We start from the raw sequence: 24,082 nt of genomic DNA, 5'->3' as shown, positions 1-24,082 counted from the left end.
TTGCGCCATGTTGCCGACGATGCGCGAAACCGGACGCCGAGCCGTCCCGGTGCCGATCCCTTCCAATGCCACGGCCACCCGGCGCACGGTGCGCCCCGGTGCCGTGGGTGGGCGGTCGCGGTTCGAGGCCGAGTCCAGGCCCGCCCACCGCGCAGACCTGGCGCAATCGCGGCTGTTCGCGGCACTGCTGCTCGACGAGATCGCCGATCTGGAAGACCAGATGACGGTGTTGGAGCGGCGAACCCGGCGCGCTCAGGCCACCGCGCAGACGGGGGTGGAGTCCCCGACGGACGCTCTGCTCGCACTGCGCCGGAGGGTCCTGGAAGTGCAGCGGATGCTCGATGCACTGCGTCGTCGCTTCCCCGGCGAGGGGGATTCGCTGCGCGTGATTTAAACCGCCAAACGGTTCCGGCGGGCATTGCTGAAGCGGATATTTGAGGCATGGAGAAAATCTCGCTGACCGCGCTGGCCCGCCAGCATCTGGACATCGCGCGCGATGGAAACGGCGGGCGCAGCGCTCACACGGTCTTCGGCGGCCACGAGCATGCATTGCGGCAGACGCTGATCGCTCTCGCCGACGGCAACGAGTTGGGCGAGCATGAGAGCCCCGGCGAGGCCACGCTTCAGGTACTGCAGGGCCGGGTGCGCCTCGTCGCCGAACAGGCCAGCTGGGACGGTATGGCCGGCGACCATCTCATCATCCCGTCCACCCGGCACAGCCTGAAGGCGCTCGCCGACTCGGTGGTGCTGCTGACCGTCGTCAAACAGCCGGCGCGTTAGCCGGAATGAACGTCATCGCGCGCTCGGCGAGCGCGGTGATCGTCAGGCTCGGATTGGCGCCCACATTGGCCGGGACGGCCGCACCGTCGGTGACCAGAAGATTCTCGTAGCCGAAGACGTGGTTGCGGCTGTCGACGACACCGGTCTCGGGGGAGGCGCCGATCACCGCGCCGCCGAGGATGTGCGCCGTCGACGGGATCGCAAAAATGCCTTCTGTCACACCGGAATACGCGACGCCACCCATGCGGCGGGCGAACCATTTCGCCGCGTCGTAGGCGGCCGGTACGAAATCGGGATTGGGGTTGTTCGGATCCTGCTCGGTCGTGAGGGCGACGTTGCCGTTGGGGAGCCGCATCTTCACCTTCAGACGCATCGCGTTGTCGATGGACTGCATGACCAGCAGGATGATGACGCGCCGCGAGGTGTCCTTGATCTTCCAGGCCGCCAGCGCCGCCTTCGGGTTTTTCGCGGCCGCGGCCAGGAAATGCAGCGGCCGGGTGCCCCGCTTGCCCGCCTCGATCATCAGGTTGAACAGCAGCGACTGGCTGTCGCCGCCCTTGCCGTAGGTGACGACCTCGATGTGCGTGGACGGGTCGGTGTAGATGCTCGAGGTGATGGCGATCGAGTGCGTGAAGTCGTCGGGGTAGTCCTTGGGTGCCATCACCGCCATGATCGACTCGCTGTTGGTGCGCACCACATAGCCGAGCCGGTCGGAGATGTTGGGCAGTGAACCGCTGAGCTTGCAGCGCTGCAGGAGGCGGTTGGTGCCGAGCGCGCCGGCCGCGACGACGACGCCACGGGCCCGCAGCTTCTCGGTGGTGCGCTTGCCCCACGCGCCGCTCTTCTGGTGTGTCACTTCGTATCCCGCGGAACCGTCGGCGTCGAGCGGCTTGATGTCGGTGGCCGCGCGCTCGCTGAAAATCTGCACGCCGAGCTTCTCGGCGAACCACAGGTAGTTCTTGCGCAACGTGTTCTTGGCGCCGTGGCGACAGCCGACCATGCACGAACCGCACTTGATGCAGCCGGTCCGGTCCGGGCCGTCGCCGCCGAAGTACGGGTCCGGCACGGTCCGGCCCGGCTTGCCGAGGAACACGCCCACGCGTGTGCGTCGGTAGGTGTCGCCCACGCCGATCGATTCGCCGTACTCCTTCAACAGCAGGTCCGCCGGTCCGTCGTCGTCATATTCGGTGACGCCGAGCATCCGCTCCGCCTCGTCGTAGTGCGGCGCGAGTTCGGTTTCCCAGTCGGCCAGGCCCTTCCACTGCGGGCTCTCGTAGAAATTCGGGAATGCCCGGTAGAGCGTGTTCGCGTAACCCAGGCTGCCGCCGCCGACGCCGCAGCCCGAGCCGATGAAGATGTCCTTGAACAGCGTCAGCCGCAGGATGCCGCGCATGCCGACCTGCGGGGCCCAGTAGTAGTTCTTGGCGTCCTTGGTCTCGTCCGCGAAGTCGGCATCCTCGAATCGGCGGCCGCATTCGAGAATCGCTACGCGATAACCCTTTTCGGCCAGCCGCAGCGCCGAGACGCTACCGCCGAAACCGGATCCGATGACCAGCCAGTCGTAGTCGTACGTCATCCGTGACCTCCGCGGGTGGGGCGAACTGCGACGAGCGTAGTCCCCGGCGGTCACGGCCGCACCTGATTGCTGGGACTCGCTAGATAGCGGGTCCCAGCAGGTCGTCGGCGTCCTTGATGACGTAGCCGTAGCCCTGTTCGGCGAGGAAGCGCTGGCGGTGCGCGGCGTACTCGGCATCGAGGCTGTCACGCGAGACCACCGAGTAGAACACCGCGCCGCCGCCGTCGGCCTTGGGGCGCAGCAGCCGGCCCAGGCGCTGGGCCTCTTCCTGGCGTGACCCGAACGTGCCCGAAACCTGAACGGCGACAGAGGCTTCCGGCAGGTCGATGGAGAAGTTGGCGACCTTCGACACCACCAGGGTGCGAATCTCGCCCGACCGGAACTGGTCGAACAGGGCCTCGCGCTCGGCGTTCTTGGTCGAACCCTGGATCACCGGGGCGTCCAGCTCCTGGCCGAGTTCCTCCAACTGGTCCAGATAGGCGCCGATCACCAGGGTCGGTTCGTCGGGATGCCGGGCCAGGATCGACTTCACCACCGCGATCTTGGTGTGCGCCGTCGAGCACAGCTTGTAGCGCTCCTCGGGCTCGGCCGTCGCATACGTCATGCGTTCGTTCTCGGTCATGGTGACCCGGACCTCGACGCACTCGGCGGGCGCGATCCAGCCCTGCGCCTCGATGTCCTTCCACGGCGCGTCGTACCGCTTCGGCCCGATCAGCGAGAACACGTCGCCCTCGCGGCCGTCCTCGCGAATCAGCGTGGCGGTCAAGCCGAGTCGACGGCGGGACTGCAGATCGGCCGTCATCCGGAACACCGGCGCGGGCAGCAGGTGCACCTCGTCGTAGATGATCAGGCCCCAGTCGCGGCTGTCGAACAATTCGAGGTGCTTGTACTCGCCCTTGGTGCGGCGCGTGATGACCTGGTACGTCGCGATGGTGACGGGCCGAATCTCCTTGCGCTCGCCGGAGTATTCGCCGATCTCCTCCTCGGTCAGCGACGTGCGCGCGATCAGCTCGCGCTTCCACTGCCGGCCGGCGACGGTGTTGGTGACCAGGATCAGCGTCGTCGCGCCGGCCTTGGCCATGGCCGCCGCACCGACCATCGTCTTGCCCGCGCCACACGGCAGGACCACGACGCCGGAGCCGCCCGACCAGAACGAATCCGCGGCCAGCTCCTGGTAGTCACGCAGTTTCCAGCCGTCCTGCTCCAGCGCGATCGGGTGTGCCTCGCCGTTGACGTAACCCGCCAAATCCTCTGCGGGCCAGCCGATCTTGAGCAGCATCTGCTTGACGCGGCCGCGCTCGGACGGGTGGACGATGACGGTGTCGTCGTCGATCTGGGCCCCGAGCATCGGGGTGATCTTCTTGTTCCGCAGCACCTCGGCGAGCACCGCGCGGTCCAGGCTGACCAGCGTCAGCCCGTGCGCCGGGTGCTTGACCAGCTGCAGCCGCCCGTAGCGGCCCATGGTGTCGACGATGTCGACCAGCAGCGGCTGCGGCACTGCGTAGCGGGAGAAGCTGACCAGCGCGTCGACGACCTGCTCGGCATCGTGACCCGCGGCGCGCGCGTTCCACAGTGCCAGCGGCGTGATCCGGTAGGTGTGCACGTGCTCGGGCGCACGCTCCAGCTCGGCGAACGGCGCGATCGCCGCCCGCGCCGCCCCGGCCTGCTCGTGGTCGACCTCGAGCAGCACGGTCTTGTCCGACTGGACGATGAGCGGGCCGTCAGTCATCCGCGATCCACTTCGTTGCTCGCTGCCCAGTCATGCGCCATCCACTCCATTACTCGCTCGCAGGCCATCCGATCCATTATCCAGACGCGCGCGAGTTGTCCATTTTCCCGCGTGCCGGGCCTCCCACCCGCGAGGGGAACGGGACCACGGCACGCGTTATTCCGGGGCAACCACCGAGGTCACCCGGTGGATCGCGAATTCGCGGACCCGCCCGGCGGCCGGGTCGTAGGCGGTCAGCTGGCCGCCACGGACGTTGACGGGCGCCACCACGCGCTGCGTGGCCACCCCGGCGGCGTCGACGTACCCGATGACCACCGACGATTGCGTCAGTGCGGCGTCGGTCAGCAGTGAGATAGCGGCCGCCGGGTCGAGCCGTTCCCCGTTGCCGCCGCGGCCGGTCTGCCGCAGGACGGCGACGATGGCGCCGAGCGTCTTCTCGTTCGGCGCCTGCGGGTGCCGGAAGGTGCGACGGTGGATGGGCGTGGAGACGCGCGCGCCGAGCGGGCGCAGGTCGACGATGGTGCCCGACCAATCCTCGGCGGCCGGCGCGAAGCCCGCGGTGCGCAGGCCGGCCAGCACGTCGGCGATCGGTGCCGGTGACACCGCGACGGTGGGGGCCAGGGCTCGCAGGCTCAACTGCTCGAGCGTGGGGGAGGCCAGCGCCTGCGCCAGCAGTGCCGGGTCCTCGCACCGGATGAACGACGATGCCATGCCGACCCGCAGCTGCCCGTGTCGTCGGGCCACGTCGTCGATGAGGTAGGTGAGGCCCTGCGGCACCGGCGTTTTGGAGTGCCGGGCGAACAGGGTGTGGATTTCGCTGGCGGTCCGGCCGGTGTCGAGGGCGCGGCGGATGGACTGCTCGCTGATGCGGTAAACGGTTGCCGCACCGGCAGATTCGATGTCGGCGACGGTCGCCAGCTGGTCGGCGAGGTCGCGTTCCAGCGGCCCGGGGACGACGACCGTCAGGTCGGCCTGCAGCAGGAAATGGTCGATGGGGTCGGGCAGTGCCGCCGCCATCGCGGCGACGACCTCTTCCTCGGGTGCGCCGGCCAGCAGCAGCCGGATGGGTCCGGCGATGGCGCCACGGCCGACGATGCCCAAAGCGTGTGCCTCGGTGAGCAATTCGTCGGTGGGCTCGGGTTGCAGCCGGGCGGTCCAGCGCGGCCGGCGCCACAGCATCGCCGCCGAGGCGGTGGCGGTGTCCATGGTGCCGCCCGGCGGCAGCTCGGCGAGCACCGTCAGCAGCAGCCGGCGGTCCAGCGGCGCGGCCGACGAATACAGCGCATTGGTCAGGGCGGCATAGGGTTTGCCGTCGGGCCCACGCCTGCCCACCAGGCCGGGACGGCACGGCAGGTCCAGCCAGGTGGTGGCCAGCAGGTGCCAGCGCGTCGCGGCGCTCGATTCGATGAACCGGTCCGCGGCCACGGTCGGCGCCCAGTAGGGGCCGTCGTCGTAGTCGTCGGAGTCCGGGATGCCCGATGCGATCAGCGTCGCCGCCGCGCAGAGCTCCAGGATCAATGACAGCCGGCCTTCTTCGATGCCGGTGACCTTGGTCAGCCGCTTGGCGTCGCGGACCCCGAGGCCGCCGCTGCGCAGCTCGGGAACCGGTGTCGCCGAAAGGGTTTCGAGGATCAGCTCGACTTCGCGCAGCAGGTCGATCGCCGAACCGGCCGCGGCCGCGTCGACGTCCTGCTCCGCGAGTACGGGTGTCGACGGTGCCGGTGGTGTCAGCGTCGTCGGCCCCGGTGCCTGGCCCCGCAGCACCTGGCCGACGAGTCGCGGCAGGATCACCGTCTCGTCGTCGATCGGGCGCAGCAGTCCGGCCGCGATCAGCTGCGGCACCGGACGGTCGGGTGCGGTTCCGGGAGCCGCGTCTTTCGTCCGGCCGATCGGGGATCCGTCTGCCAGCCGCTCCAGCAGCTCCCGCTGCGGCGTGTCGATGGCGGCCAGTTTCGCGGCGATGCCGTCGGCGTCGGGGTTCTCGACGGTGACCTGTCCGGGATACCAGGGCAGCACCGACGCCGCCTCCGAGACCACCCGCACCGTGTCGCCGCCCCACACCAGCCCGCGGGTGCGCAGCTCGTCGAGCGCCGACGTGACGACCTTCTTGTTGGCGCGCCCGGCCAGCAGTTTGAACAGCGCCCCGGTCGGCACCGCGATGGTCGTGGCCTGCAGCGTCAGCAGCGCATCCAGCACAGCCAGCTGCAGAAAATCGAGATCGTCGGTCGCGGCCTTGACCGACTGCCGCGACTGGGCGCGGGCCGCCAGCGCCGACAGGGTTGCCGGCGGCGGTTGGGTGAGGTCGGGCCGGACGCTGAGCAGCTGCACCAGCTGCGCGTCCGACATGTCGGCCAGCCAGGAGCCCAGCGGCACACCCGGGGATTCGTCGATCATTGCTGACCAGCGTAAAGCAGGTGACTTCGTCGTCCGCGCGTCCTCCGGCGCCCGGCCTCGCCAGCGGGCGCAGCGCCTGCCACAATGTCATCCGTGGCTGACAAGAAGAAGAACCAGTACGTCGACAATGGCTGGCCCGAGGTTTCCGGTGACGACCACGCCGTGAGCGAGCTGGCAACCGACCGTACCGGCGCACTCTCGCCTTTCGGCGACCTGGAGTTCCCGCTGCCGGCCGAGAAGCTGCCGTACATGCACCCGGTCACCGTCGTCAACAAGTAGCCGTGGAGCTCTCGCACCTGGACGAAACGGGTGCGGCCCACATGGTCGACGTGTCCGCCAAGGACGCCACCCGGCGTACCGCCGTCGCGGCGGGCGTCCTGCACACCCGCGCTGACGTCGTCGACCTCATCACCAGCGGTGGACTGCCCAAAGGTGACGCGCTCGCGACCGCCCGCGTCGCAGGCATCATGGCGGCCAAGCGCACCAGCGACCTGATCCCGCTGTGCCACCAGCTGGCGCTCACCAAGGTCGAGGTGGCGTTCGAGACGAGCGCGAGCGGCGACGCCGTCGGCATCACCGCCACCGTGCGCACCACCGACCGCACGGGCGTCGAGATGGAAGCCCTCACCGCCGTCAGCGTCGCGGCGCTGACGCTCTACGACATGATCAAGGCCGTCGACCCGGCCGCGCGCATCGACGACATCCGGGTGCTGCGCAAGGAGGGCGGCAAGACCGGCCTCTGGGAACGAGCATGAGGCGCACCGCCCGCGTCGTCATCGCCTCCACCCGCGCCGCCGCCGGCGTCTACGAGGACCGCACCGGCCCGCTCATCGTCGCCTGGCTCGCTGAGCGCGGGTTCGACGTGCCCGCGCCCGTCGTCGTCACCGACGGCGCCCCGGTGGGCGCCGAACTGCGCCGCGCGATCGCCGACGACGTGGACGTCGTCCTCACCTCCGGCGGCACGGGAATCTCCCCGACCGACGCCACCCCGCAGGCCACCGTCGAGGTCCTCGACTACCAGATTCCCGGGCTGGCCGACGCGATCCGGCAGTCCGGGCTGCCTCACGTCCCGACCTCGGTGCTGTCCCGTGGTGTGTGCGGCGTCGCCGGCCGGACGCTGATCGTGAACCTGCCGGGTTCGTCCGGGGGAGTGAAGGACGGGCTGGGCGTGCTGGCCGGGGTGCTCGACCACGCGCTCGACCAGCTCAGTGGAAAGGACCATGCCGGGTGATCGTGCTGCGCGCCGACCTCAGTGAATCGCCGATCGATGTCGCGTCCCACGAGGCGCTGGTCGACCACAGCGCCGCCGGAGCCGTCGTGAGCTTCGCCGGTGTCGTACGCAACCACGACGGAGGCCGCGGGGTGACACGGCTGGAGTACTCGGCGCACCCGTCGGCCGCGGAGGTCCTGGCCGAGGTCGCCGCCGACGTCGCCGCCGCTTCCGAAGGTGTGCGGGCCATCGCGGTCAGCCACCGGATCGGGGTGCTGCAGATCGGCGACGCGGCGTTGGTGGCTGCGGTATCGGCCGACCACCGCGCCGCGGCATTCCGCACGTGTGCGCTGCTGGTCGACACCGTCAAGGAGCGGCTGCCGGTCTGGAAGCACCAGTTCTTCACCGACGGCACCGACGAATGGGTCGGCTCGGCCTGAGCGTCTCCGTCGAGCCTGCGCTGAGGGCGCAAGCTATTCGAGCTTCTGCACCGTGAATACAGAGTCAACGGCAGTGGAGGTCTGCGTTGTGTTGATCCTGCACTGAGGGCGCAAGCTGCTCGAGCTGCTGCGCCCTGAATACAGAGTCAACGGAAAGAGAATCGCCCCGGTCGATGACCGGGGCGATTCTCTTTGTATGTATTACGGAGCCGGAGGGGCGTCGACGATCGGAGCCGGGCCGGGCGCCGGGGCGTTCGGCGGGGCCGGGATGCTGCCGCCGGGGGCGCCGGTGCGCGTCGAGGCAACCGCGAGCAGAGCGTCACGACCGGAGATGTCGTTGTTCTGGACCGCGTGCCACAGCTGCTTGAGGTAGCTCATGTTGGCGCTGTCGCCCGTGTCGGGTGCCTCCATGGTCGAACCCGGGGGCAGGTTGGTCGGGCTGGCGAGGTGCGGCGTGCCGTTCGGCGGGGTCTGGAGCGCGACCGGGGCGGCCGGCGCGGGAGCGGCGGCGTCGGCAACAGGGGCCGGAGCCGGGGCCGGGGCGTCGACGACTGGGGCCGGCTCGACTGGCAGGTCCTGCTTGGCGTGCAGGGCCCAGACGCCGGGCTCGGCGGGCGCGTCGGTGGTGTCCCAGTTGGCGGCCTGGATCACGGGCGCCGGGGCCTCGACCGGGGCTTCCGGGGCGGGCGCTTCGACGACGGGCGCCTCGGGGGCGGGAGCGGGAGCCTCGGGCACGTCCAGGACGGGGGCCTCAGGGGCGGGGATCTCATTCGCGACGTTGACGATCGCGGGGCCCTCGGGGGCCTCAGGGGCGGGCGCGTCCAGCGGAGCGGCGGCCTCGTGCGCCGGGGCCGGGTCGGCCGCGGCATTGAGCTCGGGGTTGTCCAGCGGGGCGGCCGGGGCCGGCGCCGGGTTGTTCTTCACGACGTTGCGCGGGGTGGAACCGGAGAGGCCCGTGCCGCAGACCGGCCACGCGCCGCGGCCCTGGCTGGCCAGGACGCGCTCGGCGACGGCGATCTGCTGGTCCTTGCTGGCCATGTTCGCGGCGGGCGCGTACTCGCCACCGCCGTGGGCGCTCCAGGTGCTGGGCGAGAACTGCAGCCCGCCCTGGTAGCCGTTGCCGGTGTTGATGGCCCAGTTCCCGCCGGATTCGCAGCGGGCTACCTTGTCCCATTCGCCGTCGGTCGCGGCGGAAGCCTGCGCGGCGAGGGCGATGGTGCCGCCACCAAGAACCGCGCCGGTAAAGGCGATCTTGGCGACAGAGACGCTGGACGTGGTCGGTTTGCGGTGGCGTCCACTCATGAAAAAGCAGTCCTCTCGTCAACGCCTGCGAGGTCAGCTGTCGGGTTCGGGCTGGAGAGGTTGCCCGGCCTGCAGAGCAGGCTTCACCCCAAGGAGCCGAGGCTCCTGGTCCTGATTTCCTCGGTGGACCGGTTGGGTCCCCCGCCTCCATCCACGGGTTGTCGTCGGCCGCACCTGATGGATGGAGCTAGGCGTTTCAGGTGCGGGTGCCAAAGGGTCGCTCTGGCTTGAGAGACGACGGTATCGGGTCAGGTGGGTTCCGTCACCTCGACGGATTTTGGGCGTTTCGGGCCCGAGCAAATTATGAGAGGACTTTAAAGCCGCTGGCTGATTCGGCGTTTTCGCAGGTGTTGTTGCGGGTCAGGGGCGCCACAGCCAGGTCGTTACCGATTCGTTATGTGAGGCATTTCACAATTAGCCGCCGGCGAAGGGGGGTAGGACATCGAGCGTCTCGGCCGTCGCGAGCGCGGTGTCCAGATCGCGGACGGCGACGCCGTCGCGCAGAAATGAGCAGCGTGAGAGCACTTTTGCCACATCTGCCCCACGGGTACCAATGGAGTTCACCAGATCGCGGACGGTTACACCCTCATTGAGCTGCAACGTTTCGGTCTCGATTCCGGTTGCGGCCTTCGCGGCGGCGAAATAGCGCACCGTCACCACCAGTTCAGCCACCGTCAGCCGCCGATCGCGCTCATCGGGCGGTCCGGCTGGACGAAACCCGGATCGTTTATTCCATGACCCGCCGGCTTGGCCCACATCGCGGCCCGCCAGGCCGCCTCGAGCGCATCGTCGTCGGCGCCGCCTCGCAGCAACGCCCGCAGATCCGTCTCCTGCTGCGAGAACAGGCAGCTGCGCACCTGGCCGTCGGCCGTCAGCCTGGTGCGGTCACACGTGCCGCAGAACGCGGCGGAGACGGACGCGATGACGCCGACGGTGCCCAGCACCGCGCCGTCCTCGTGGACCTGCCAGAGCTCGGCGGGTGCGGAACCCCGCGGCGCCGGGTCCGGGCGCAAGCTGAATTCGCGCCGCAGCGCCGCGAGAATCTGGTCGGCCTGCAGGACCGAACCGCGCTGCCAGTGGTGCCCGGCATCCAGCGGCATCTGCTCGATGATCCGCAACTGGTATCCGTGCTCGAGACAGAAGCGCAACAGCGCCGGGGCGTCTTCCAGCCCAGTCACCGGGTCGAGCACCGCATTGACTTTGACGGGACTCAGCCCCGCGGCCTTGGCGGCAGCCAGGCCGTCGAGGACATCGGGGAGCCGCCGGCGCCGGGTGATGGCGGCGAACCGGTCCGGGTCCAGGGTGTCGAGCGAGACGTTGACGCGGTTGAGGCCGGCCTCCTTGAGCGCGGCCGCGCGCTTGGCCAATCCGATGCCGTTGGTGGTCACGGCGATGGCCGGACGTGGTTGCAACGCGGCCGCCGCCGCGACGACGTCCTCCAGATGCGGAACCAGCAGCGGCTCGCCGCCGGTGAACCGCACGCCCGTGATACCCAGCCGCGTCACGGCCACCCGGATCAGCCGGGTGAGCTCTTCGAGAGTGAGAAGGTCGGCGCCGGGCAGCCAGTCCAGGCCCTCGGCCGGCATGCAATAGGTACAGCGCAGATTGCAGCGGTCGGTGAGTGACACCCGCAGATCGGCGGCGACACGGCCGTACGTGTCGATCAGCGGCCCCGTCGCCGGGGCCGGACCGACAGGCCGCGCGATGGTCGGGAGGCCGAGTGGCGTGAGCGTCATTGCTGCCAGGCTGGTGCGGGGTGGGTCTGGTCAACCGGGACGATCTGCTTGCCGAGGGGCAGCAGCGACACCGGGATCAGTTTGAGGTTGGCCAGCGCGAGCGGGATACCCACGATGGTCAGCGCCTGGGCGATGGCGGTGGCGATGTGGCCGAGCACCAGCCACCAGCCGCACAGCACCAGCCAGATCACATTGCCGACCAGGGCACCCGGACGCGGGCCGGGCTTGTCGACGACCGTCTGGCCGAACGGCCACAGCGCGTACACGCCGATGCGGGCCGCGGCGACGCCGAACGGAATGGTGACGATCAGAATGAAGCAGATCAGTGCGGCGAGGAAGTAGCCGAGCGCCAGCCAGAGGCCACCGAAAACCAGCCAGATGACGTTCAGGATCAGGCGCATGTCACCTCCTATAAATAGAGGCTTCAGCCTACCGAGTAATGGGGATGCTGCGATCGGAGGTGGCCGAGTAGAATCAACGCCAACGCGTCCTGCGGAGGTGGGGCGCTTTCGTTATGTAACCGTATGTTGAGAACGAGCAGGTGAGACCAGTGCCAAGCGGCCGGGTTAAGTGGTACGACACGGAGAAGGGCTTCGGCTTCCTCTCTCAGGAAGAGGGCGAGGACGTCTACGTCCGCTCTTCGGCGCTGCCCGCCGGGGTTGAAGGTCTCAAGGCCGGTCAGCGCGTCGAGTTCGGCGTCGCTGCCGGACGCCGCGGTCCGCAGGCGCTGAGCCTCAAGCTGATCGACCCGCCGCCGAGCCTGTCGCGCACCCGTCGTGAGGCGGCTGCGCCCGAGCACAAGCACACGCCCGACGAGCTGCACGGCATGGTGTCGGACATGATCACCCTCCTCGAGGACGCCGTGCAGTCCGAGTTGCGCCGGGGCCGTTACCCCGACCGCAAGACCGCCCGCAAGGTGTCCGAGGTGGTCAAGGCCGTCGCGCGCGAACTCGACGCCTGATCTATCCGCGGAACGTTGGCTTGTGTCCGAGAGTCGGCTGATTTCTCGCACACAAGCCAACTGTTCGCGGGCAGACTGGGGACGTGTCCTACGTCAACCCAGGTTCTGAATACACCCGCGACACCAACTACATCAGCACCCGGATCACGGCCGACGGTCGTGACGGGTACCCCGTGGAACCCGGCCGGTACCGGCTGATCGTCGCCAGGGCCTGTCCCTGGGCCAACCGCGCCATCATCGTCCGCCGGCTGCTGGGCCTGGAAGATGTTCTCTCCATTGGCTTTTGCGGTCCGACGCACGATCAGCGCAGCTGGACGTTCGACCTGGACCCCGGTGGCGTCGACCCGGTGCTGAAAATCCCGCGGCTGCAGGACGCGTACTTCAAGCGCGTCCCGAACTACCCGAAGGGCATCACGGTGCCGGCGATCGTCGACGTGCCCACCGGCGCGGTCGCGACCAACGACTTCGCGCAGCTGACGCTCGACCTGTCCACCGAATGGACGGCGTATCACCGCGACGGCGCGCCGCAGTTGTACCCGGAGCACCTGCGCGACGAGATCGACACCGTCGCCAAGCGCGTCTACACCGAGGTCAACAACGGCGTCTACCGCTGCGGGTTCTCGGGGTCACAGGAGTCGTACGACGCCGCCTATGACCGGCTGTTCACCGCGCTGGACTGGCTGACCGAAAGGCTCAGCAGCCAAAGGTATTTGGTGGGGGACACCATCACCGAGGCCGACGTGCGCCTGTTCACCACGCTGGCCCGGTTCGACCCGGTCTATCACGGGCACTTCAAGTGCAACCGGTCCAAGCTCACCGAGATGCCGGTGCTGTGGGCGTACGCCCGGGACCTGTTCCAGACACCCGGCTTCGGCGACACCGTCGATTTCGTGCAGATCAAGCAGCACTATTACATCGTGCACGCCGACATCAATCCGACGCAGATCGTGCCGAAGGGTCCCGAGTTGGCCAACTGGCTGACGCCGCACGGCCGGGAAGCGTTGGGCGGCAGGCCTTTCGGTGATGGGACACCGCCCGGCCCGGTCCGCGACGGTGAGCAGGTGCGCGCCGGTCACGGGGCTGTGTAGGCCTGGCGGCTACGGCCAGACGGTCCGCACGGCCCATTCGGCGTGCGGCAGCGGGAACTCGTTGCCGTCGGAATCCCTTGCCAGAGTGGGCAACTGGACGGCGAGCCCGAGCAGCTTGCCGTGATGCGGGTCGACGGTCGGGATGGTCACGGCCAGCCGCTGGTTCGGCCGGAACTCGCTGACGGTGGAACCGCCGTCCTCGTACGCGCGCAGCAGCACCCACGGTGCGCGCGCGACCGGCTGCGGCACCGACAGCTGAATGGGGTGCCGCGCCGTGACGTGCAGTTCGCCCGTCGTGGCGGGTACGTCGCACGCTTTCAGGTGCACATCGCAGTAGCGGTACGGCCCGACGCGGGTCAGCTGGCCGTCGGTGAAGGCGCTGATCTCGGGGAAGCCCGGGCCCTGGTGCCGCGTCAACCGCCAGACCAGGACGCCCGTGGCCGTCGCCGACAGCACCGCGACCACTGCCAACAGCGCGAGAACTCGTTTCATATCCATCCTTGGCGCGCCCCGGGCATTGCCGCGGGATCGGGCCGTGGTCCTTCCTGCTCGGCTAGTACGGGCCGGTTGCCGCCGAAGCCCGGGATCAGTGAGCCACCGTTGTAGCTCACGAGGGTCTGGGCCAGCCCGGGGATCAGCAGGGCACTGACCGCGGTGAACCCGACCCAGAGGTCGGTATAGATCAGCACACCGACGGCACCGCCGATCACCCAGGCCAACTGCAGCACCGACTCGGACCGGCCGAAGGCCGATGCCCGCGACGCCTCCGGCAGGTCGTGCTGCAGCGAGGCGTCGAGCGATGCCTTGGAGATCGCCGTGGCGGCCGAGGTGATCAGCGCGGCGGCCGCGGCCACCATCAGATTGCCGGCCACCGCGGCGGCGATCGCCGCCGCGGTGACGATGACCGTTGCGCGTACCACCACCTGCGCGGGGTGTCCCAGTTTGAGCCGGGCGCTGGCGATGTTGCCGGCGAAGTTTCCGATACCCGCGGCGGCGCCGATGAGCCCGAGGATCTTCAGCTGCTCCCACGCACCGGCGTCATGCGACTTGGCGACGAACGCGGGGTACAGGAACAGGAACCCGACTAGCACCTTGATGGTGCAGTTGCCCCACAGCGACGTGATGATGTTGCGGCCCAACGGCTGTCGCGGGGACTTGTCGTGATGCGGATGCCGCAATTGCTCGGTCGGCGCGTGATACGACAGCGTCGCCGGCACCTCACCCTCGGTGACCTCGACCCACTTGGGGATGCGCATCGTCAGCACGGCACCCGCGACAGCGACGACGGCGACGACGTAGAGCGCGCCCGGCAGGTGTATCAGGCCGAAGGTGTACTCGAACGCCGCGGCAAGACCGCCGCCCAGCCCGGTGCCGCCCAGCAACCCGAACATGGTGAGCCGGGAATTGACCCGGACGAGGTCGATCGTCGGTGGCAGCACCCGCGGCGTCACGGCGCTGCGCAGCACGCTGAACGACTTGGACAGCACCATCATGCCCAGCGCGCACGGGTACAGCACCCACGGTGGATAACTGCCCGTGGCGCCGTCGTAGTTGCCGATCAACACCAGCGCGAGCACGACACGCAGCGCGAACGACACGGCCAGCGCGACCCGCCGGCCGTGCTGCACGCGGTCCAGCGCCGGCCCGATCAGCGGGGCGATCACCGCGAACGGCGCGATGGTGATGAGCAGGTACAGGGCCACCTTGCTCTTGGACTCGCCCGAGGCCGCCGCGAAGAACAGGGTGTTGGCCAGCGCGATGCCCATCGCCGCGTCGAGAGCGTTGTTCGCGACGACGGGCCAGGTCAGGGCCGTCAGGCCGGATTTGTCGGCGCCGTCGGCGGTCGCGGCGCGGTGCACCAGCCCGTACACCTTGGTGCCCATCTCGCGGCTGCGCTGGGCGGCGGCACGGGTGACGGTGATCTTCTCGCCGCCCGCGGGACCGCGGCGCCGGTCGTCGTCACCGCGGCGCCGGTCGTCGTAGTCGTCGTCGTACCCGTGACCGTTGTGGTGATCGTCGTCGAGCGGCGGCAACCAGCGGTTGTCGCTGTGCGACGACGACCCCCGCGGCGGCGGCCGGCGGCGGGAATGACCAGGATCGCTCGGGTAGTTGGCCATGCCCGGATGCTCTTCGTCATCGCGGCGCGGTGGGCGCGGCGGGTAGTAGCGGGGATCCCCCGACCTCCCGGCATCCCGCGGTCCACTCATGAGCACGATTGTTCCCCATGCAGCCGACGGCGGCGCGCAGGCAGGCGGTGTGGCCTTGTCCTGGGTGGTCAGGCAGTATTGATCACGATGGACATGCCCAATGACACCGAATCGGCAGCCGTGACGCCGGACGAGTCGACGCCGACCGAGGCGCCGGTCGAGGTGCCGACGCCTGAAGCCGCCGCGGAATCCGCCGACGCCGGCGAAGCTCCTGCCGACGCACCGGACGCCGCCGAGGCGCCCGAGACCGTGGACGAGCCGCAGCCGCAGGCCGCCGACGAGTCCCCGGCTGCCGAGGCCGCCGTCGATGAGGTCCCGGCCGTCGCGACCGACGACGCGCCCGCAACCGAGGCGACCCCTGAGGAAGCCCCGGAAGCCGAGGCGGTTGTCGAAGAAGAAGCCGACCTACCCGACCTGACCCCGATCCTGATGGGCGCGGTCGACCAGGCCCGCGCCGCGATCGTCGAGTTCAGTGGCGAGGGCGTCGTCGGCGAGTACCTGGGCGCCAGCTTCGACGACCCGGCGTCGGTGACGCATCGTTTCCTCGCTTCGATGTCCGGTTACCACGGCTGGCAGTGGGCCGTGGTGCTGGCGACCTACCCGGGCGCCGACCACACGACCGTCAGCGAAGTGGTCCTGGTGCCGGGACCGGACGCGCTGCTGGCCCCGCAGTGGGTGCCGTGGCACGAGCGCGTGCAGCCGGGTGATCTGAGCCCGGGTGATCTGCTGGCGCCGCCGCCCGACGATCCCCGGCTGGTGCCCGGTTATCTGGCCTCCGGTGATCCCGAGTGGGACGAGGTGGCTGCCGAGGTCGGGTTCGGCCGCAAGCAGGTGCTCAGCGACTGGGGCCGCACGGATGCCGCACAGCGCTGGCAGGACGGCGACTTCGGCCCGAATGCCGCCATGGCCCGCGCCACCCGCCGGACCTGTCGTGGCTGTGGCTTCTACGTGCCGCTGTCCGGGTCGCTCGGCCTGGTGTTCGGCGTGTGCGCCAACGAGTTGTCCGCCGACGGCCGTGTGGTGTCGGCGGAGTACGGCTGTGGCGCCCACTCGGACACGCCGCCGCCGGAGCCCATCGGCTCACCGGCCTTCGAGCCTTTCGACGACGGCGTACTCGACCTCGGCTAAGCGCCTTCGGCCGCGGCCTTGATCCGGCTGAGCGAGGTGTTCATGCCCTCGACCAGCTCCACCTCGAAGCTCGGCACTCCGCCCATGAAGCGGTTGATCAGCGTGCTGGAGATCGGCTTCACGGCTTCCGCGCGCCGGCTCACGGTCAGCTTGGTGCCGGTGCCTGAGGGCTCGAGGTCGTAGGTCCACTGGGTGTTGTTGGTGTTGACCCGGAACGACAGCTTCTTCTGCGGGTCGACCGCGGTGATCGTCGAGGTCGTCGGCCAGAAGAGCGCGCCACGACGGTTGAGGTTGACGGTCTTGGTGCCGACCTTGACGGCGCCGACCGCCTTCATCACCCGACACTGCGGGCTCCACTTGGGCATGTTGTCGAGATCGGAGACCAACGCCCAGACCTTGGCCACCGGCGCGTTGATGGTGATGTCTGCCTGCAGCAGAGGTGTTTCTCCAGCCATCGGACTCTCCCTATCGAGATGTGAATGGTCAGCGCAGGCCGCGTTGGGCACCTCGTGCGCCGCGCCGGGCCGCGCTGCGTTGCCACAGAAATATAGAGGTGCCCAGGACACCGACTCCGAGGCCCGCGACGGTCACCGGCCGCCAGCCGTGCAGGGCCGCGACGGTGAAGGCCAGCACCACTGCCACCAGCCAGCCGACCGCTATCACCACGATCACCGGAACCGGGTCGAGGAGGCGGTCGGGGAGGGCCGGCGGAACGGGTGCCGCCGGATGTTCGTGCGCGGGCGTGGCCATCTCCTCTAACGCTAGTCGATCGATCGGTACGCTATCTGCTCGTGACGGACGCCGATGACCGCTTGGCCAATGACCTGTCGCTGGCCGTCGTGCGGCTGGCGCGGCAGTTGCGATTCCGTCGTCCCGATTCCCCGGTGTCCCTGACGCAGTTGTCGGCCCTGGCCACGCTCGCGAAGGACGGCCCGATGACGCCGGGCGCACTGGCCACCCGGGAGCGGGTGCGGCCGCCGTCGATGACGCGCGTCATCGCGTCGCTCGTCGAGCTGGGGCTGGTGGAGCGCAGTTCGCATCCGGATGACCGGCGCCAGGTGCTGGTGGTGGTGTCCAAGGCCGGCGAGGAGCTGTTCGAGGCCGAGCGCCGGGCCGGCATGGAGTGGCTGCAGGGCCGGCTCGAGAAGCTCAAGCAGGAGGACCGCGCGACCTTGCTGGCCGCGGCGGACCTGATGTTCGCGATCATCGACGAAGCCCGGTGAGTGCCGCGACGGACCTCGACGCGATGGACGACGTCATCGTCATCGACGTCACCGATCCCGCCGACCCGCGGCTCGACGATTTTCGCGATCTCAACAGCGTCGACCGTCGGCCTGACCTGCCGTCGGGCAAGGGACTGGTGATCGCCGAAGGCGTGTTGGTCGCGCAGCGGATGCTGGCCTCGCGGTTCAGTCCGCGCGCGTTCCTCGGTACCGATCGCCGGCTGCGCGAATTGTCCGACGACCTGGCCGGCTGCGGCGTGCCCTATTACCGCGCCAGCGCCGAGGTGATGGCCGAGGTCGTCGGCTTCCACCTCAACCGCGGCGTACTCGCCGCGGCGCCCCGGCCCGTCGAACTGACGGTGCCCGAGGTGCTGCAGGGCGCGCGGACCGTCGCGGTGCTCGAAGGTGTGAACGACCACGAGAACCTGGGCTCGATCTTCCGCAACGCCGCCGGCCTCGACGTCGACGCGGTGGTGTTCGGCGCCGGGTGCGCCGATCCGCTCTACCGCCGCGCGGTCCGGGTGTCGATGGGCCACGCCCTGCTGGTGCCCTATGCGCGTGCGGAGTCCTGGCCAGGTGATCTGAAGTTGATGCAGGACAACGGCTTTCACCTGATTGCCATGACGCCGGGGGAGGGGTCGGTGCCGCTGGCCGAGGCCATCGCGCCACTGGCCGGCGAGAAGGTCGGGGTGCTCGTCGGAGCCGAAGGCCCGGGTCTGACCGAACACACCATGCGGGCCTGCGAGGTGCGGGCGCGCATTCCGATGTCGCGCGGCACCGATTCGCTGAACGTCGCCACGGCCGCCGCGCTGGCGTTCTACGAACGCGCCCGATCGGCGGGCTAGATTGGCTCAGATGACGACACCGTCGCAGACGCCCTGGGGCACCGGACTGACGGTGTCGGCGTTCGTCGCTGCCGTGACGGCCGCCGCCATCATCGTCCTGTCCCTCGGGCTGCTGCGCGTGCATCCGCTGCTGGCGGTCGGGTTGAACGCCGTCGCGGTCGGTGGTCTGGCCCCGACGGTGTGGGCCTGGCGGGTGCGCCCGGTGTGGCGCTGGTTCGTCTGGGGCGCCGGTGTCGGTGTGGCGCTGGGCTGGATCGCGACGCTCGCGATTGCCCTGGGCCGCTAGCCCCGTCTGCCGTTGACTCTGTAGCTATGGCGCAGAAGTGCGAGTAGGTCAGACCCTCAGTACAGGGTCAACGCAACAAGATCAGCGCTGGCCGTTGGCCCGCACGCCGAGCAGGACGTCTTCCCACGCCGGAATCTCGGGCTTCTTCTTGCGCGGACGCGGTGCGGGAGCGGCCGGCTCGGGGGTCTCGACGACTGCTGCCGGCTCCGGCACCGGGATGGGCTCGGGTGCCGGCGGGGCCACCGGCGCGGCGGGCACCGGGGGAGCGGCCGGGGCCGGCGTCATGACGACGACCGGGGCAGGCGCGGGCTCCGGAGCGGGGGCGGGTTCCGGCTGGCGGACGGGCATCGGGATCTCAGCGACCGATTCCTCGAAGTGCAGCTGCGCGAGCGGCGCGACCGACCGCAGTGCCGGGCGGGTGTAGTTCGGGTCGATCAGCTCGGTCGCGGCGTCGTCGAACGCCGTGGTGGTGCCGCCGTGGGCGCCGGGGCTGAACCGGAAGTGCGCGACGTTGTCCGAACGTCCGGCCTTCCAGCCGAACTGCACGGTCCAGCGGCTGTCCTCGTTGCGCCAGGCGTCCCACTTGGTGGCTTCGGGGTCGAGGCCACGGGAGATCAGGGCGCCGGTCACGGTCTCGAGCAGGGTCAGCACCGAAGGGCCGTCGGGCAGGATCGGGTGCGACGCGCTGGCGAGTTCGGCGGCGCGGGAGCGCTCCAGCAGCACCGGGTGGGCGAAGCGCATGATGCGCTCCGGGGTCACGCCCGCGGCTGCGGCGAGCTGCTCGACGGAAGCGCCGGCCCGGATGCGGGATTGGATGTCACGGGGACGCAGGGAGTTCGGCACCTCGACCTCGACTTCGATCTCCGTCTGGTTGATGGCGGCCCGGTCGCCGCGGACGGCGGCCTTCAGTCGATTGTCGACGCGCACCACGAATTTTTCGGCGGTGTCGGCGGTTTCGCAGATGATGCGCTTGCCGTCGGCGTCGAGTCCGACGACCTTGAGTTCCCTCATTGGTGACCTCCTAGGACGCGGCTTAACGGCTCACCCTAGCGCGTTATCGACTCGTAACCGTGCTGACACACCGAGGCGCGCAGCCCTTCATGGACTGCGCGCCTCGGTTAGGTGTCAAGTGGCGCTCAGAGGCGTTCCACGACCCAGTCGACGCACGCCGTCAGCGCGCTGATGTCGTCGGGGTCGACGGCCGGGAACATGGCCACGCGCAGCTGGTTGCGGCCCAGCTTGCGGTACGGCTCGGTGTCGACGATCCCGTTGGCGCGCAACACCTTTGCGACCGCGGCGGCGTCGACGTCGTCGTTGAAGTCGATGGTGCCGACGACCTGCGACCGCAGCGCCGGATCGGCGACGAACGGCGTGGTGAACGGACGCGATTCGGCCCACGAGTACAGCCGCTGCGACGAGTCGGCGGTGCGCTTCACGGCCCAGTCCAGGCCGCCGTTGCCGTTGAGCCAATCCAGTTGCTCGGCGAGCAGGATCAGCGTCGCGATCGCCGGGGTGTTGTAGGTCTGGTTCTTGAGGCTGTTCTCCACCGCGATGGGCAGCGACAGGAAGTCGGGCACCCAGCGGTCGGTGGCGGCGATCTGCTCGACGCGGGCCAGCGCGGCCGGGCTCATCACGGCGATCCAGAGGCCACCGTCGGAGGCGAAGTTCTTCTGCGGCGCGAAGTAGTAGGCGTCGGTGTCGGCGATGTTGACCGGCAGGCCGCCGGCGGCCGAGGTGGCGTCGATCGCGACGAGGGCGTCACCGGCGGGACGCTGGATCGGCACCGCGACACCCGTGGAGGTCTCGTTGTGGGCCCAGGCCACGACGTCGACGTCGGGGTCCGACTGCACGGCGGGCGCGCTGCCGGCGTCGGCTTTGATGATGATCGGGTCGCCGACGAACGGATTCTTGGCGACGCACGACGCGAACTTACTGCTGAACTCGCCGTAGGTGAGGTGCAGCGACTGCTTGTCGATGAGGCCGAACGCGGCGGCATCCCAGAACGCGGTCGAACCGCCGTTGCCGAGGATGACCTCGTAGCCGTCGGGAGTGGAGAACAGTTGCTTGATGCCGTCGCGCACGCGCCCGACCAGGTTCTTGACCGGGGCCTGACGGTGCGAGGTGCCGAACAGGTCGCCGGCGGCGGCCAGCGCGGTCAGCTGCTCGGGGCGAACCTTGGACGGGCCGCAGCCGAAGCGTCCGTCGGCGGGCTTGATGTCGGCGGGGATGGTGAGCTCAGCCATGGCCCTCAGCGTAGTTGCAGGTCGACGGCCGGTGACGTGGGGATCCGGCTGCTTGCCCGACGGTTCAGCACGCAGGTGTGATGACCGTCACATTAGGTGTCCAGATGTGTGACGGCGGGCACTAGTTTTTAGGTGGTACCTCCGGTACCGTTCGACACAAGACAGCCGATTGTAAAGCTGACACAACAGCCTTGGGAGGCTCGAAATGGCTCGTACCCGGATGATCCGTCGTTGGCGCCGGAACATGGACGTGCTGGATGACACTGTCTACGTGGAGAAGCTTGCCACGCTGTCCGAGGGGTCGGTGCGGCGCAACTTCAACCCGTACCAGGACATCGCCTGGGACTCTCCCGAGTTTGCCGTCGTGCCCAACGACCCGCGCTGGATCCTCCCGGACACCGACCCGCTCGGTGGCCACCCGTGGTACCAGTCGCAGTCGCAGGAACGCCAGATCGAGATCGGCATGTGGCGCCAGGCCAACGTCGCCAAGGTCGGCCTGCACTTCGAGAACATCCTCATCCGCGGCCTGATGGAGTACGCGTTCTGGGTTCCCAACGGGTCGCCGGAGTTCCGCTACTGCACCCACGAGGCCATCGAAGAGGGCAACCACACCCTGATGTTCCAGGAGATGGTCAACCACATGGGGGTTGACGTCCCGGGCATGCCCAAGCTGCTCAAGTGGATTCAGCCGCTGATCCCGCTGGCCGCCGGCCCGGCGCCCATCCCGTTCTTCTTCGGCGTGCTCGCCGGCGAGGAGCCCATCGACCACACCCAGAAGAACATCCTGCGTGAGGGCACCGAGCTGCACCCGATCATGGAGCGGGTCATGGCCATCCACGTGGCCGAGGAGGCCCGGCACATCTCGTTCGCGCACGAGTACCTGCACAAGCGCGTGCCGGAGCTGACCCGCTGGAAGAAGTTCTGGCTGTCGCTGTTCGTCCCGGTCACCATGCGCATCCTGTGCTCGGCGATCGTCGTGCCGCCGCGCGCCTTCTGGAAGAAGTTCGACATCCCGAAGTCGGTCCGCAGCGAGCTGTTCTTCGACGCCCCCGAGTCGCGCATGTTCCTGCGCAACATGTTCTCCGACGTCCGCATGCTGTCGTACGACACCGGCCTGATGAACCCGCTGGCCAAGCTCATGTGGAAGATCTGCAAGATCGACGGCCCGCCGAGCCGGTACCGCAGCGAGCCGCAGCGTCAGCACGTCGTGGTCGCCGCCTGAGCATTTAGATAACTCATGCCGCACGTCATTACCCAGTCGTGCTGTAGCGATGGTTCATGCGTCTTCGCATGCCCGGTGAACTGTATTCACCCGTCCCCGGACGAGCCGGGTTTCGCTACCGCCGAAATGCTGTTCATCGATCCCGCCGCCTGCGTGGACTGTGGTGCCTGCATCACGGCCTGCCCGGTCGGCGCGATCAAGCCGGACACCAAGCTGACCGAAGCTCAGCTGCCGTTCATCGAGCTCAACGCGTCCTTCTACCCGAAGTACGAGGGCAAGCTGCCGCCGACGTCCAAGCTGGCGCCGGTGCCCGACGCCCCGGCGGTCGACCAGCGGCCGCACGGCCCGCTGCGCGTCGCGATCGTCGGCTCCGGGCCGGCCGCCATGTACGCCGCTGACGAGTTGCTGACCCAGCGCGGGGTCCGGGTCAACATCTTCGAGAAGCTGCCGACGCCCTACGGACTGGTGCGCGCCGGGGTCGCCCCCGACCACCAGAGCACCAAGGGCGTGACGCGGTTGTTCGACCAGATCACGAAGCGCCGCGGGCTCGACTTCTACCTCAATGTCGAGGTGGGGCGGGACATCACGCATGCCGAGCTGCTGGAGCACCACCACGCCGTGCTGTACGCGGTCGGTGCGCCGAACGACAAACGCCTCGACATCGAGGGCATGGGGCTGCCCGGAACCGGAACCGCCACCGAGGTGGTGGCCTGGTACAACGGGCACCCCGAGTTCTCGCATCTGCCGGTCGACCTGAGTCACGAGCGGGCGGTGATCATCGGAAACGGCAACGTCGCGTTCGACGTCGCCCGCATCCTGACCACCGATCCGGATGCGTTGGCGCGCACCGACATTTCCGATCACGCTCTCGCCGCGCTGCGGGACTCGAAGGTGCGTGAGGTGGTCATCGTGGCCCGGCGCGGCCCCATCCACTCGGCGTTCACCCTGCCCGAGCTGATCGGCCTGACGTCGACGTGTGACGTGGTGCTCGACGCCGCCGACCACGAGCTGGTTCGCCGGGATCTGGAAGCCGAGACGGACGCACTGACGCGTCACAAGCTCGAGATCCTCACCAAGCTGCCCGAGAATTCGGAACCGGCGCGTTTGCAGAATTCGAAGCCGCGGATCCGGTTGGCCTATGAGCTGACGCCCGCCCGCGTGCTCGGCTCGGACAAGGTCACCGGCATCGAGTTCACCGTCACCGGCACCGATGAGGTCCGTCAGCTCGACGCGGGCCTGGTGCTGACGTCAATCGGTTACCACGGCAAGGCAATTCGCAGCCTGCCGTTCGACGATGCCGCCGGTGTGGTCCCCAATGACGAGGGCCGTGTCATCGATCCGGCCACCGGTGAGCCCGTTCGTGGCAGCTATGTCGCGGGCTGGATCAAGCGTGGTCCGACGGGCTTCATCGGCACCAACAAGTCGTGCGCGGCGCACACCGTCGACCGGCTGGTCGCCGACTACAACGCCAGCCGCCTCAGTGAGCCGACTGCGAAAAGTGGTGCGCTGCAACAGCTCATCCGCAACCGGCGGCCCGATGTGGTCGACATGGCCGGGTGGCGGGCCATCGACGCGGCCGAGATCGCGCGCGGCGGTGCCGACCGGCCGAGGGACAAGTTCATCGACGTGTCCGACATGGTGGCCGCGGCCGCCGGCGCGCCGAAGCCGACGCTGCGTCAGCGGCTCTTTTCCTGGTGATTTGTGCACGATTT

27 protein-coding genes and 1 riboswitch are annotated in these 24,082 nt (G+C 69.0%); of the genes, 14 read left to right on the top strand and 13 right to left on the bottom strand.

Translation table 11 applies throughout. The annotated features are described in order from the left end of the window. Positions 1-7: 7 nt before the first annotated feature. Both BR47_RS0117760 and BR47_RS0117755 read left to right on the top strand, forming a co-directional pair. Positions 8-394, top strand: coding sequence for a hypothetical protein (locus BR47_RS0117760; protein ID WP_029120335.1), 387 nt, complete (start codon positions 8-10; stop codon positions 392-394). 47 nt (positions 395-441) lie between these two features. Continuing rightward, positions 442-780: a cupin domain-containing protein gene (locus BR47_RS0117755; protein WP_020098876.1), complete on the top strand. Its 339-nt coding sequence runs from the start codon at positions 442-444 to the stop codon at positions 778-780. On the opposite strand, the gene BR47_RS0117750 is transcribed toward BR47_RS0117755, so the two are convergent. The 3 genes from BR47_RS0117750 to BR47_RS0117740 form a co-directional block, all read right to left on the bottom strand. Further along, the gene (locus BR47_RS0117750) at positions 761-2,356 is read right to left on the bottom strand and encodes a GMC family oxidoreductase (protein ID WP_029120334.1); all 1,596 of its coding nucleotides are present in this window, start codon (positions 2,354-2,356) and stop codon (positions 761-763) included. The genes BR47_RS0117755 and BR47_RS0117750 overlap by 20 nt on opposite strands. 79 nt (positions 2,357-2,435) lie before the next feature. Further along, complete coding sequence (locus BR47_RS0117745) at positions 2,436-4,085, bottom strand: DNA repair helicase XPB (protein WP_020098878.1); 1,650 nt, start codon at positions 4,083-4,085, stop codon at positions 2,436-2,438. A 156-nt stretch (positions 4,086-4,241) separates the two neighbouring features. Continuing rightward, positions 4,242-6,479, bottom strand: coding sequence for a helicase-associated domain-containing protein (locus BR47_RS0117740; RefSeq protein ID WP_029120333.1), 2,238 nt, complete (start codon positions 6,477-6,479; stop codon positions 4,242-4,244). Positions 6,480-6,563: 84 nt separating this feature from the next. Here BR47_RS0117740 and BR47_RS0117735 point away from each other — a divergent pair, with 84 nt between their 5' ends. From BR47_RS0117735 to BR47_RS0117720, 4 genes are read left to right on the top strand one after another with little or no spacing between them, the layout of a single operon-like run. Next, positions 6,564-6,758: a hypothetical protein gene (locus BR47_RS0117735; RefSeq protein ID WP_020098880.1), complete on the top strand. Its 195-nt coding sequence runs from the start codon at positions 6,564-6,566 to the stop codon at positions 6,756-6,758. A gap of 41 nt (positions 6,759-6,799) precedes the next feature. Next, complete coding sequence (gene moaC, locus BR47_RS0117730; RefSeq protein WP_051128370.1) at positions 6,800-7,234, top strand: cyclic pyranopterin monophosphate synthase MoaC; 435 nt, start codon at positions 6,800-6,802, stop codon at positions 7,232-7,234. Further along, positions 7,231-7,710: a MogA/MoaB family molybdenum cofactor biosynthesis protein gene (locus tag BR47_RS0117725; RefSeq protein ID WP_020098882.1), complete on the top strand. Its 480-nt coding sequence runs from the start codon at positions 7,231-7,233 to the stop codon at positions 7,708-7,710. Before moaC ends, BR47_RS0117725 begins: the two co-directional genes overlap by 4 nt. After that, entirely contained in the window at positions 7,707-8,129 is a 423-nt protein-coding gene (locus tag BR47_RS0117720) for a molybdenum cofactor biosynthesis protein MoaE (RefSeq protein ID WP_029120332.1), read from the top strand. Before BR47_RS0117725 ends, BR47_RS0117720 begins: the two co-directional genes overlap by 4 nt. A 201-nt stretch (positions 8,130-8,330) precedes the next feature. On the opposite strand, the gene BR47_RS0117715 is transcribed toward BR47_RS0117720, so the two are convergent. The 4 genes from BR47_RS0117715 to BR47_RS0117700 all read right to left on the bottom strand — a co-directional run bounded on the left by BR47_RS0117715 (position 8,331) and on the right by BR47_RS0117700 (position 11,568). After that, positions 8,331-9,431, bottom strand: coding sequence for a transglycosylase family protein (locus tag BR47_RS0117715; protein ID WP_029120331.1), 1,101 nt, complete (start codon positions 9,429-9,431; stop codon positions 8,331-8,333). Positions 9,432-9,438: 7 nt separating this feature from the next. After that, positions 9,439-9,611: riboswitch (cyclic di-AMP (ydaO/yuaA leader) on the bottom strand. A gap of 234 nt (positions 9,612-9,845) precedes the next feature. Then, positions 9,846-10,103 carry a MoaD/ThiS family protein gene (locus BR47_RS0117710; protein WP_020098885.1) on the bottom strand — a complete coding sequence of 86 codons (258 nt, stop codon included), beginning with the start codon at positions 10,101-10,103 and terminating at the stop codon, positions 9,846-9,848. A gap of 2 nt (positions 10,104-10,105) precedes the next feature. Then, positions 10,106-11,167: a GTP 3',8-cyclase MoaA gene (gene moaA / locus BR47_RS0117705; protein ID WP_029120330.1), complete on the bottom strand. Its 1,062-nt coding sequence runs from the start codon at positions 11,165-11,167 to the stop codon at positions 10,106-10,108. Next, positions 11,164-11,568 (bottom strand): YccF domain-containing protein, encoded by a 405-nt coding sequence (locus BR47_RS0117700; RefSeq protein ID WP_029120329.1) that lies wholly within the window; start codon positions 11,566-11,568, stop codon positions 11,164-11,166. Before BR47_RS0117700 ends, moaA begins: the two co-directional genes overlap by 4 nt. A gap of 149 nt (positions 11,569-11,717) precedes the next feature. Between BR47_RS0117700 and BR47_RS0117695 the strand changes: the two genes are divergently transcribed. Both BR47_RS0117695 and BR47_RS0117690 read left to right on the top strand, forming a co-directional pair. Next, the gene (locus tag BR47_RS0117695) at positions 11,718-12,128 is read left to right on the top strand and encodes a cold-shock protein (RefSeq protein WP_020098888.1); all 411 of its coding nucleotides are present in this window, start codon (positions 11,718-11,720) and stop codon (positions 12,126-12,128) included. An 83-nt stretch (positions 12,129-12,211) separates the two neighbouring features. Continuing rightward, positions 12,212-13,216 (top strand): glutathione S-transferase family protein, encoded by a 1,005-nt coding sequence (locus tag BR47_RS0117690; protein WP_029120328.1) that lies wholly within the window; start codon positions 12,212-12,214, stop codon positions 13,214-13,216. Between the two features lie 9 nt (positions 13,217-13,225). Here the strand turns inward: BR47_RS0117690 and BR47_RS0117685 are convergent, their stop codons facing one another. Continuing rightward, entirely contained in the window at positions 13,226-13,708 is a 483-nt protein-coding gene (locus BR47_RS0117685; RefSeq protein WP_029104640.1) for a DUF2771 domain-containing protein, read from the bottom strand. Then, positions 13,705-15,423 (bottom strand): MFS transporter, encoded by a 1,719-nt coding sequence (locus tag BR47_RS0117680; RefSeq protein ID WP_029120327.1) that lies wholly within the window; start codon positions 15,421-15,423, stop codon positions 13,705-13,707. The genes BR47_RS0117685 and BR47_RS0117680 overlap by 4 nt, the downstream gene beginning before the upstream one ends. A gap of 429 nt (positions 15,424-15,852) precedes the next feature. Between BR47_RS0117680 and BR47_RS0117675 the strand changes: the two genes are divergently transcribed. Then, entirely contained in the window at positions 15,853-16,551 is a 699-nt protein-coding gene (locus BR47_RS0117675; RefSeq protein WP_051634883.1) for a DUF3027 domain-containing protein, read from the top strand. On the opposite strand, the gene BR47_RS0117670 is transcribed toward BR47_RS0117675, so the two are convergent. Together BR47_RS0117670 and BR47_RS0117665 are read right to left on the bottom strand one after the other, a co-directional pair. Continuing rightward, complete coding sequence (locus BR47_RS0117670; RefSeq protein WP_029120325.1) at positions 16,548-17,006, bottom strand: SRPBCC family protein; 459 nt, start codon at positions 17,004-17,006, stop codon at positions 16,548-16,550. The genes BR47_RS0117675 and BR47_RS0117670 overlap by 4 nt on opposite strands. 28 nt (positions 17,007-17,034) lie before the next feature. Next, on the bottom strand, positions 17,035-17,301 hold the full coding sequence (locus tag BR47_RS0117665; RefSeq protein WP_020098894.1) for a DUF2530 domain-containing protein: 267 nt from the start codon (positions 17,299-17,301) through the stop codon (positions 17,035-17,037). Between the two features lie 41 nt (positions 17,302-17,342). Here BR47_RS0117665 and BR47_RS0117660 point away from each other — a divergent pair, with 41 nt between their 5' ends. Genes BR47_RS0117660 through BR47_RS0117650 form a run of 3 tightly spaced genes read left to right on the top strand, consistent with a single transcriptional unit; the run spans position 17,343 to position 18,905 of the window. Continuing rightward, positions 17,343-17,774 carry an Rv0880 family HTH-type transcriptional regulator gene (locus BR47_RS0117660; protein WP_029120324.1) on the top strand — a complete coding sequence of 144 codons (432 nt, stop codon included), beginning with the start codon at positions 17,343-17,345 and terminating at the stop codon, positions 17,772-17,774. A gap of 23 nt (positions 17,775-17,797) precedes the next feature. Continuing rightward, complete coding sequence (locus tag BR47_RS0117655; protein ID WP_051634882.1) at positions 17,798-18,619, top strand: TrmH family RNA methyltransferase; 822 nt, start codon at positions 17,798-17,800, stop codon at positions 18,617-18,619. A gap of 10 nt (positions 18,620-18,629) precedes the next feature. After that, positions 18,630-18,905, top strand: coding sequence for a DUF2537 domain-containing protein (locus tag BR47_RS0117650; RefSeq protein ID WP_029120322.1), 276 nt, complete (start codon positions 18,630-18,632; stop codon positions 18,903-18,905). Positions 18,906-18,986: 81 nt separating this feature from the next. Here BR47_RS0117650 and sepH read toward each other — a convergent pair whose 3' ends face one another. Further along, the gene (gene sepH, locus BR47_RS0117645; protein WP_029120321.1) at positions 18,987-19,916 is read right to left on the bottom strand and encodes a septation protein SepH; all 930 of its coding nucleotides are present in this window, start codon (positions 19,914-19,916) and stop codon (positions 18,987-18,989) included. Between the two features lie 125 nt (positions 19,917-20,041). After that, the gene (serC, locus tag BR47_RS0117640) at positions 20,042-21,148 is read right to left on the bottom strand and encodes a phosphoserine transaminase (protein ID WP_029120320.1); all 1,107 of its coding nucleotides are present in this window, start codon (positions 21,146-21,148) and stop codon (positions 20,042-20,044) included. Between the two features lie 205 nt (positions 21,149-21,353). Between serC and BR47_RS0117635 the strand changes: the two genes are divergently transcribed. Together BR47_RS0117635 and BR47_RS0117630 are read left to right on the top strand one after the other, a co-directional pair. Beyond that, on the top strand, positions 21,354-22,370 hold the full coding sequence (locus BR47_RS0117635) for an AurF N-oxygenase family protein (protein ID WP_029120319.1): 1,017 nt from the start codon (positions 21,354-21,356) through the stop codon (positions 22,368-22,370). Between the two features lie 15 nt (positions 22,371-22,385). Beyond that, complete coding sequence (locus tag BR47_RS0117630; RefSeq protein WP_029120318.1) at positions 22,386-24,068, top strand: FAD-dependent oxidoreductase; 1,683 nt, start codon at positions 22,386-22,388, stop codon at positions 24,066-24,068. Positions 24,069-24,082: the final 14 nt, after the last annotated feature.

The sequence above is a fragment of the Mycobacterium sp. UNC410CL29Cvi84 genome (genome assembly GCF_000686745.1).
GTDB classification, from domain to species: Bacteria; Actinomycetota; Actinomycetes; order Mycobacteriales; family Mycobacteriaceae; genus Mycobacterium; species Mycobacterium mucogenicum_B.
The sequence above is the reverse complement of the archived record's forward strand: the minus strand, read 5'-3'. Positions and strand labels throughout refer to the sequence as shown.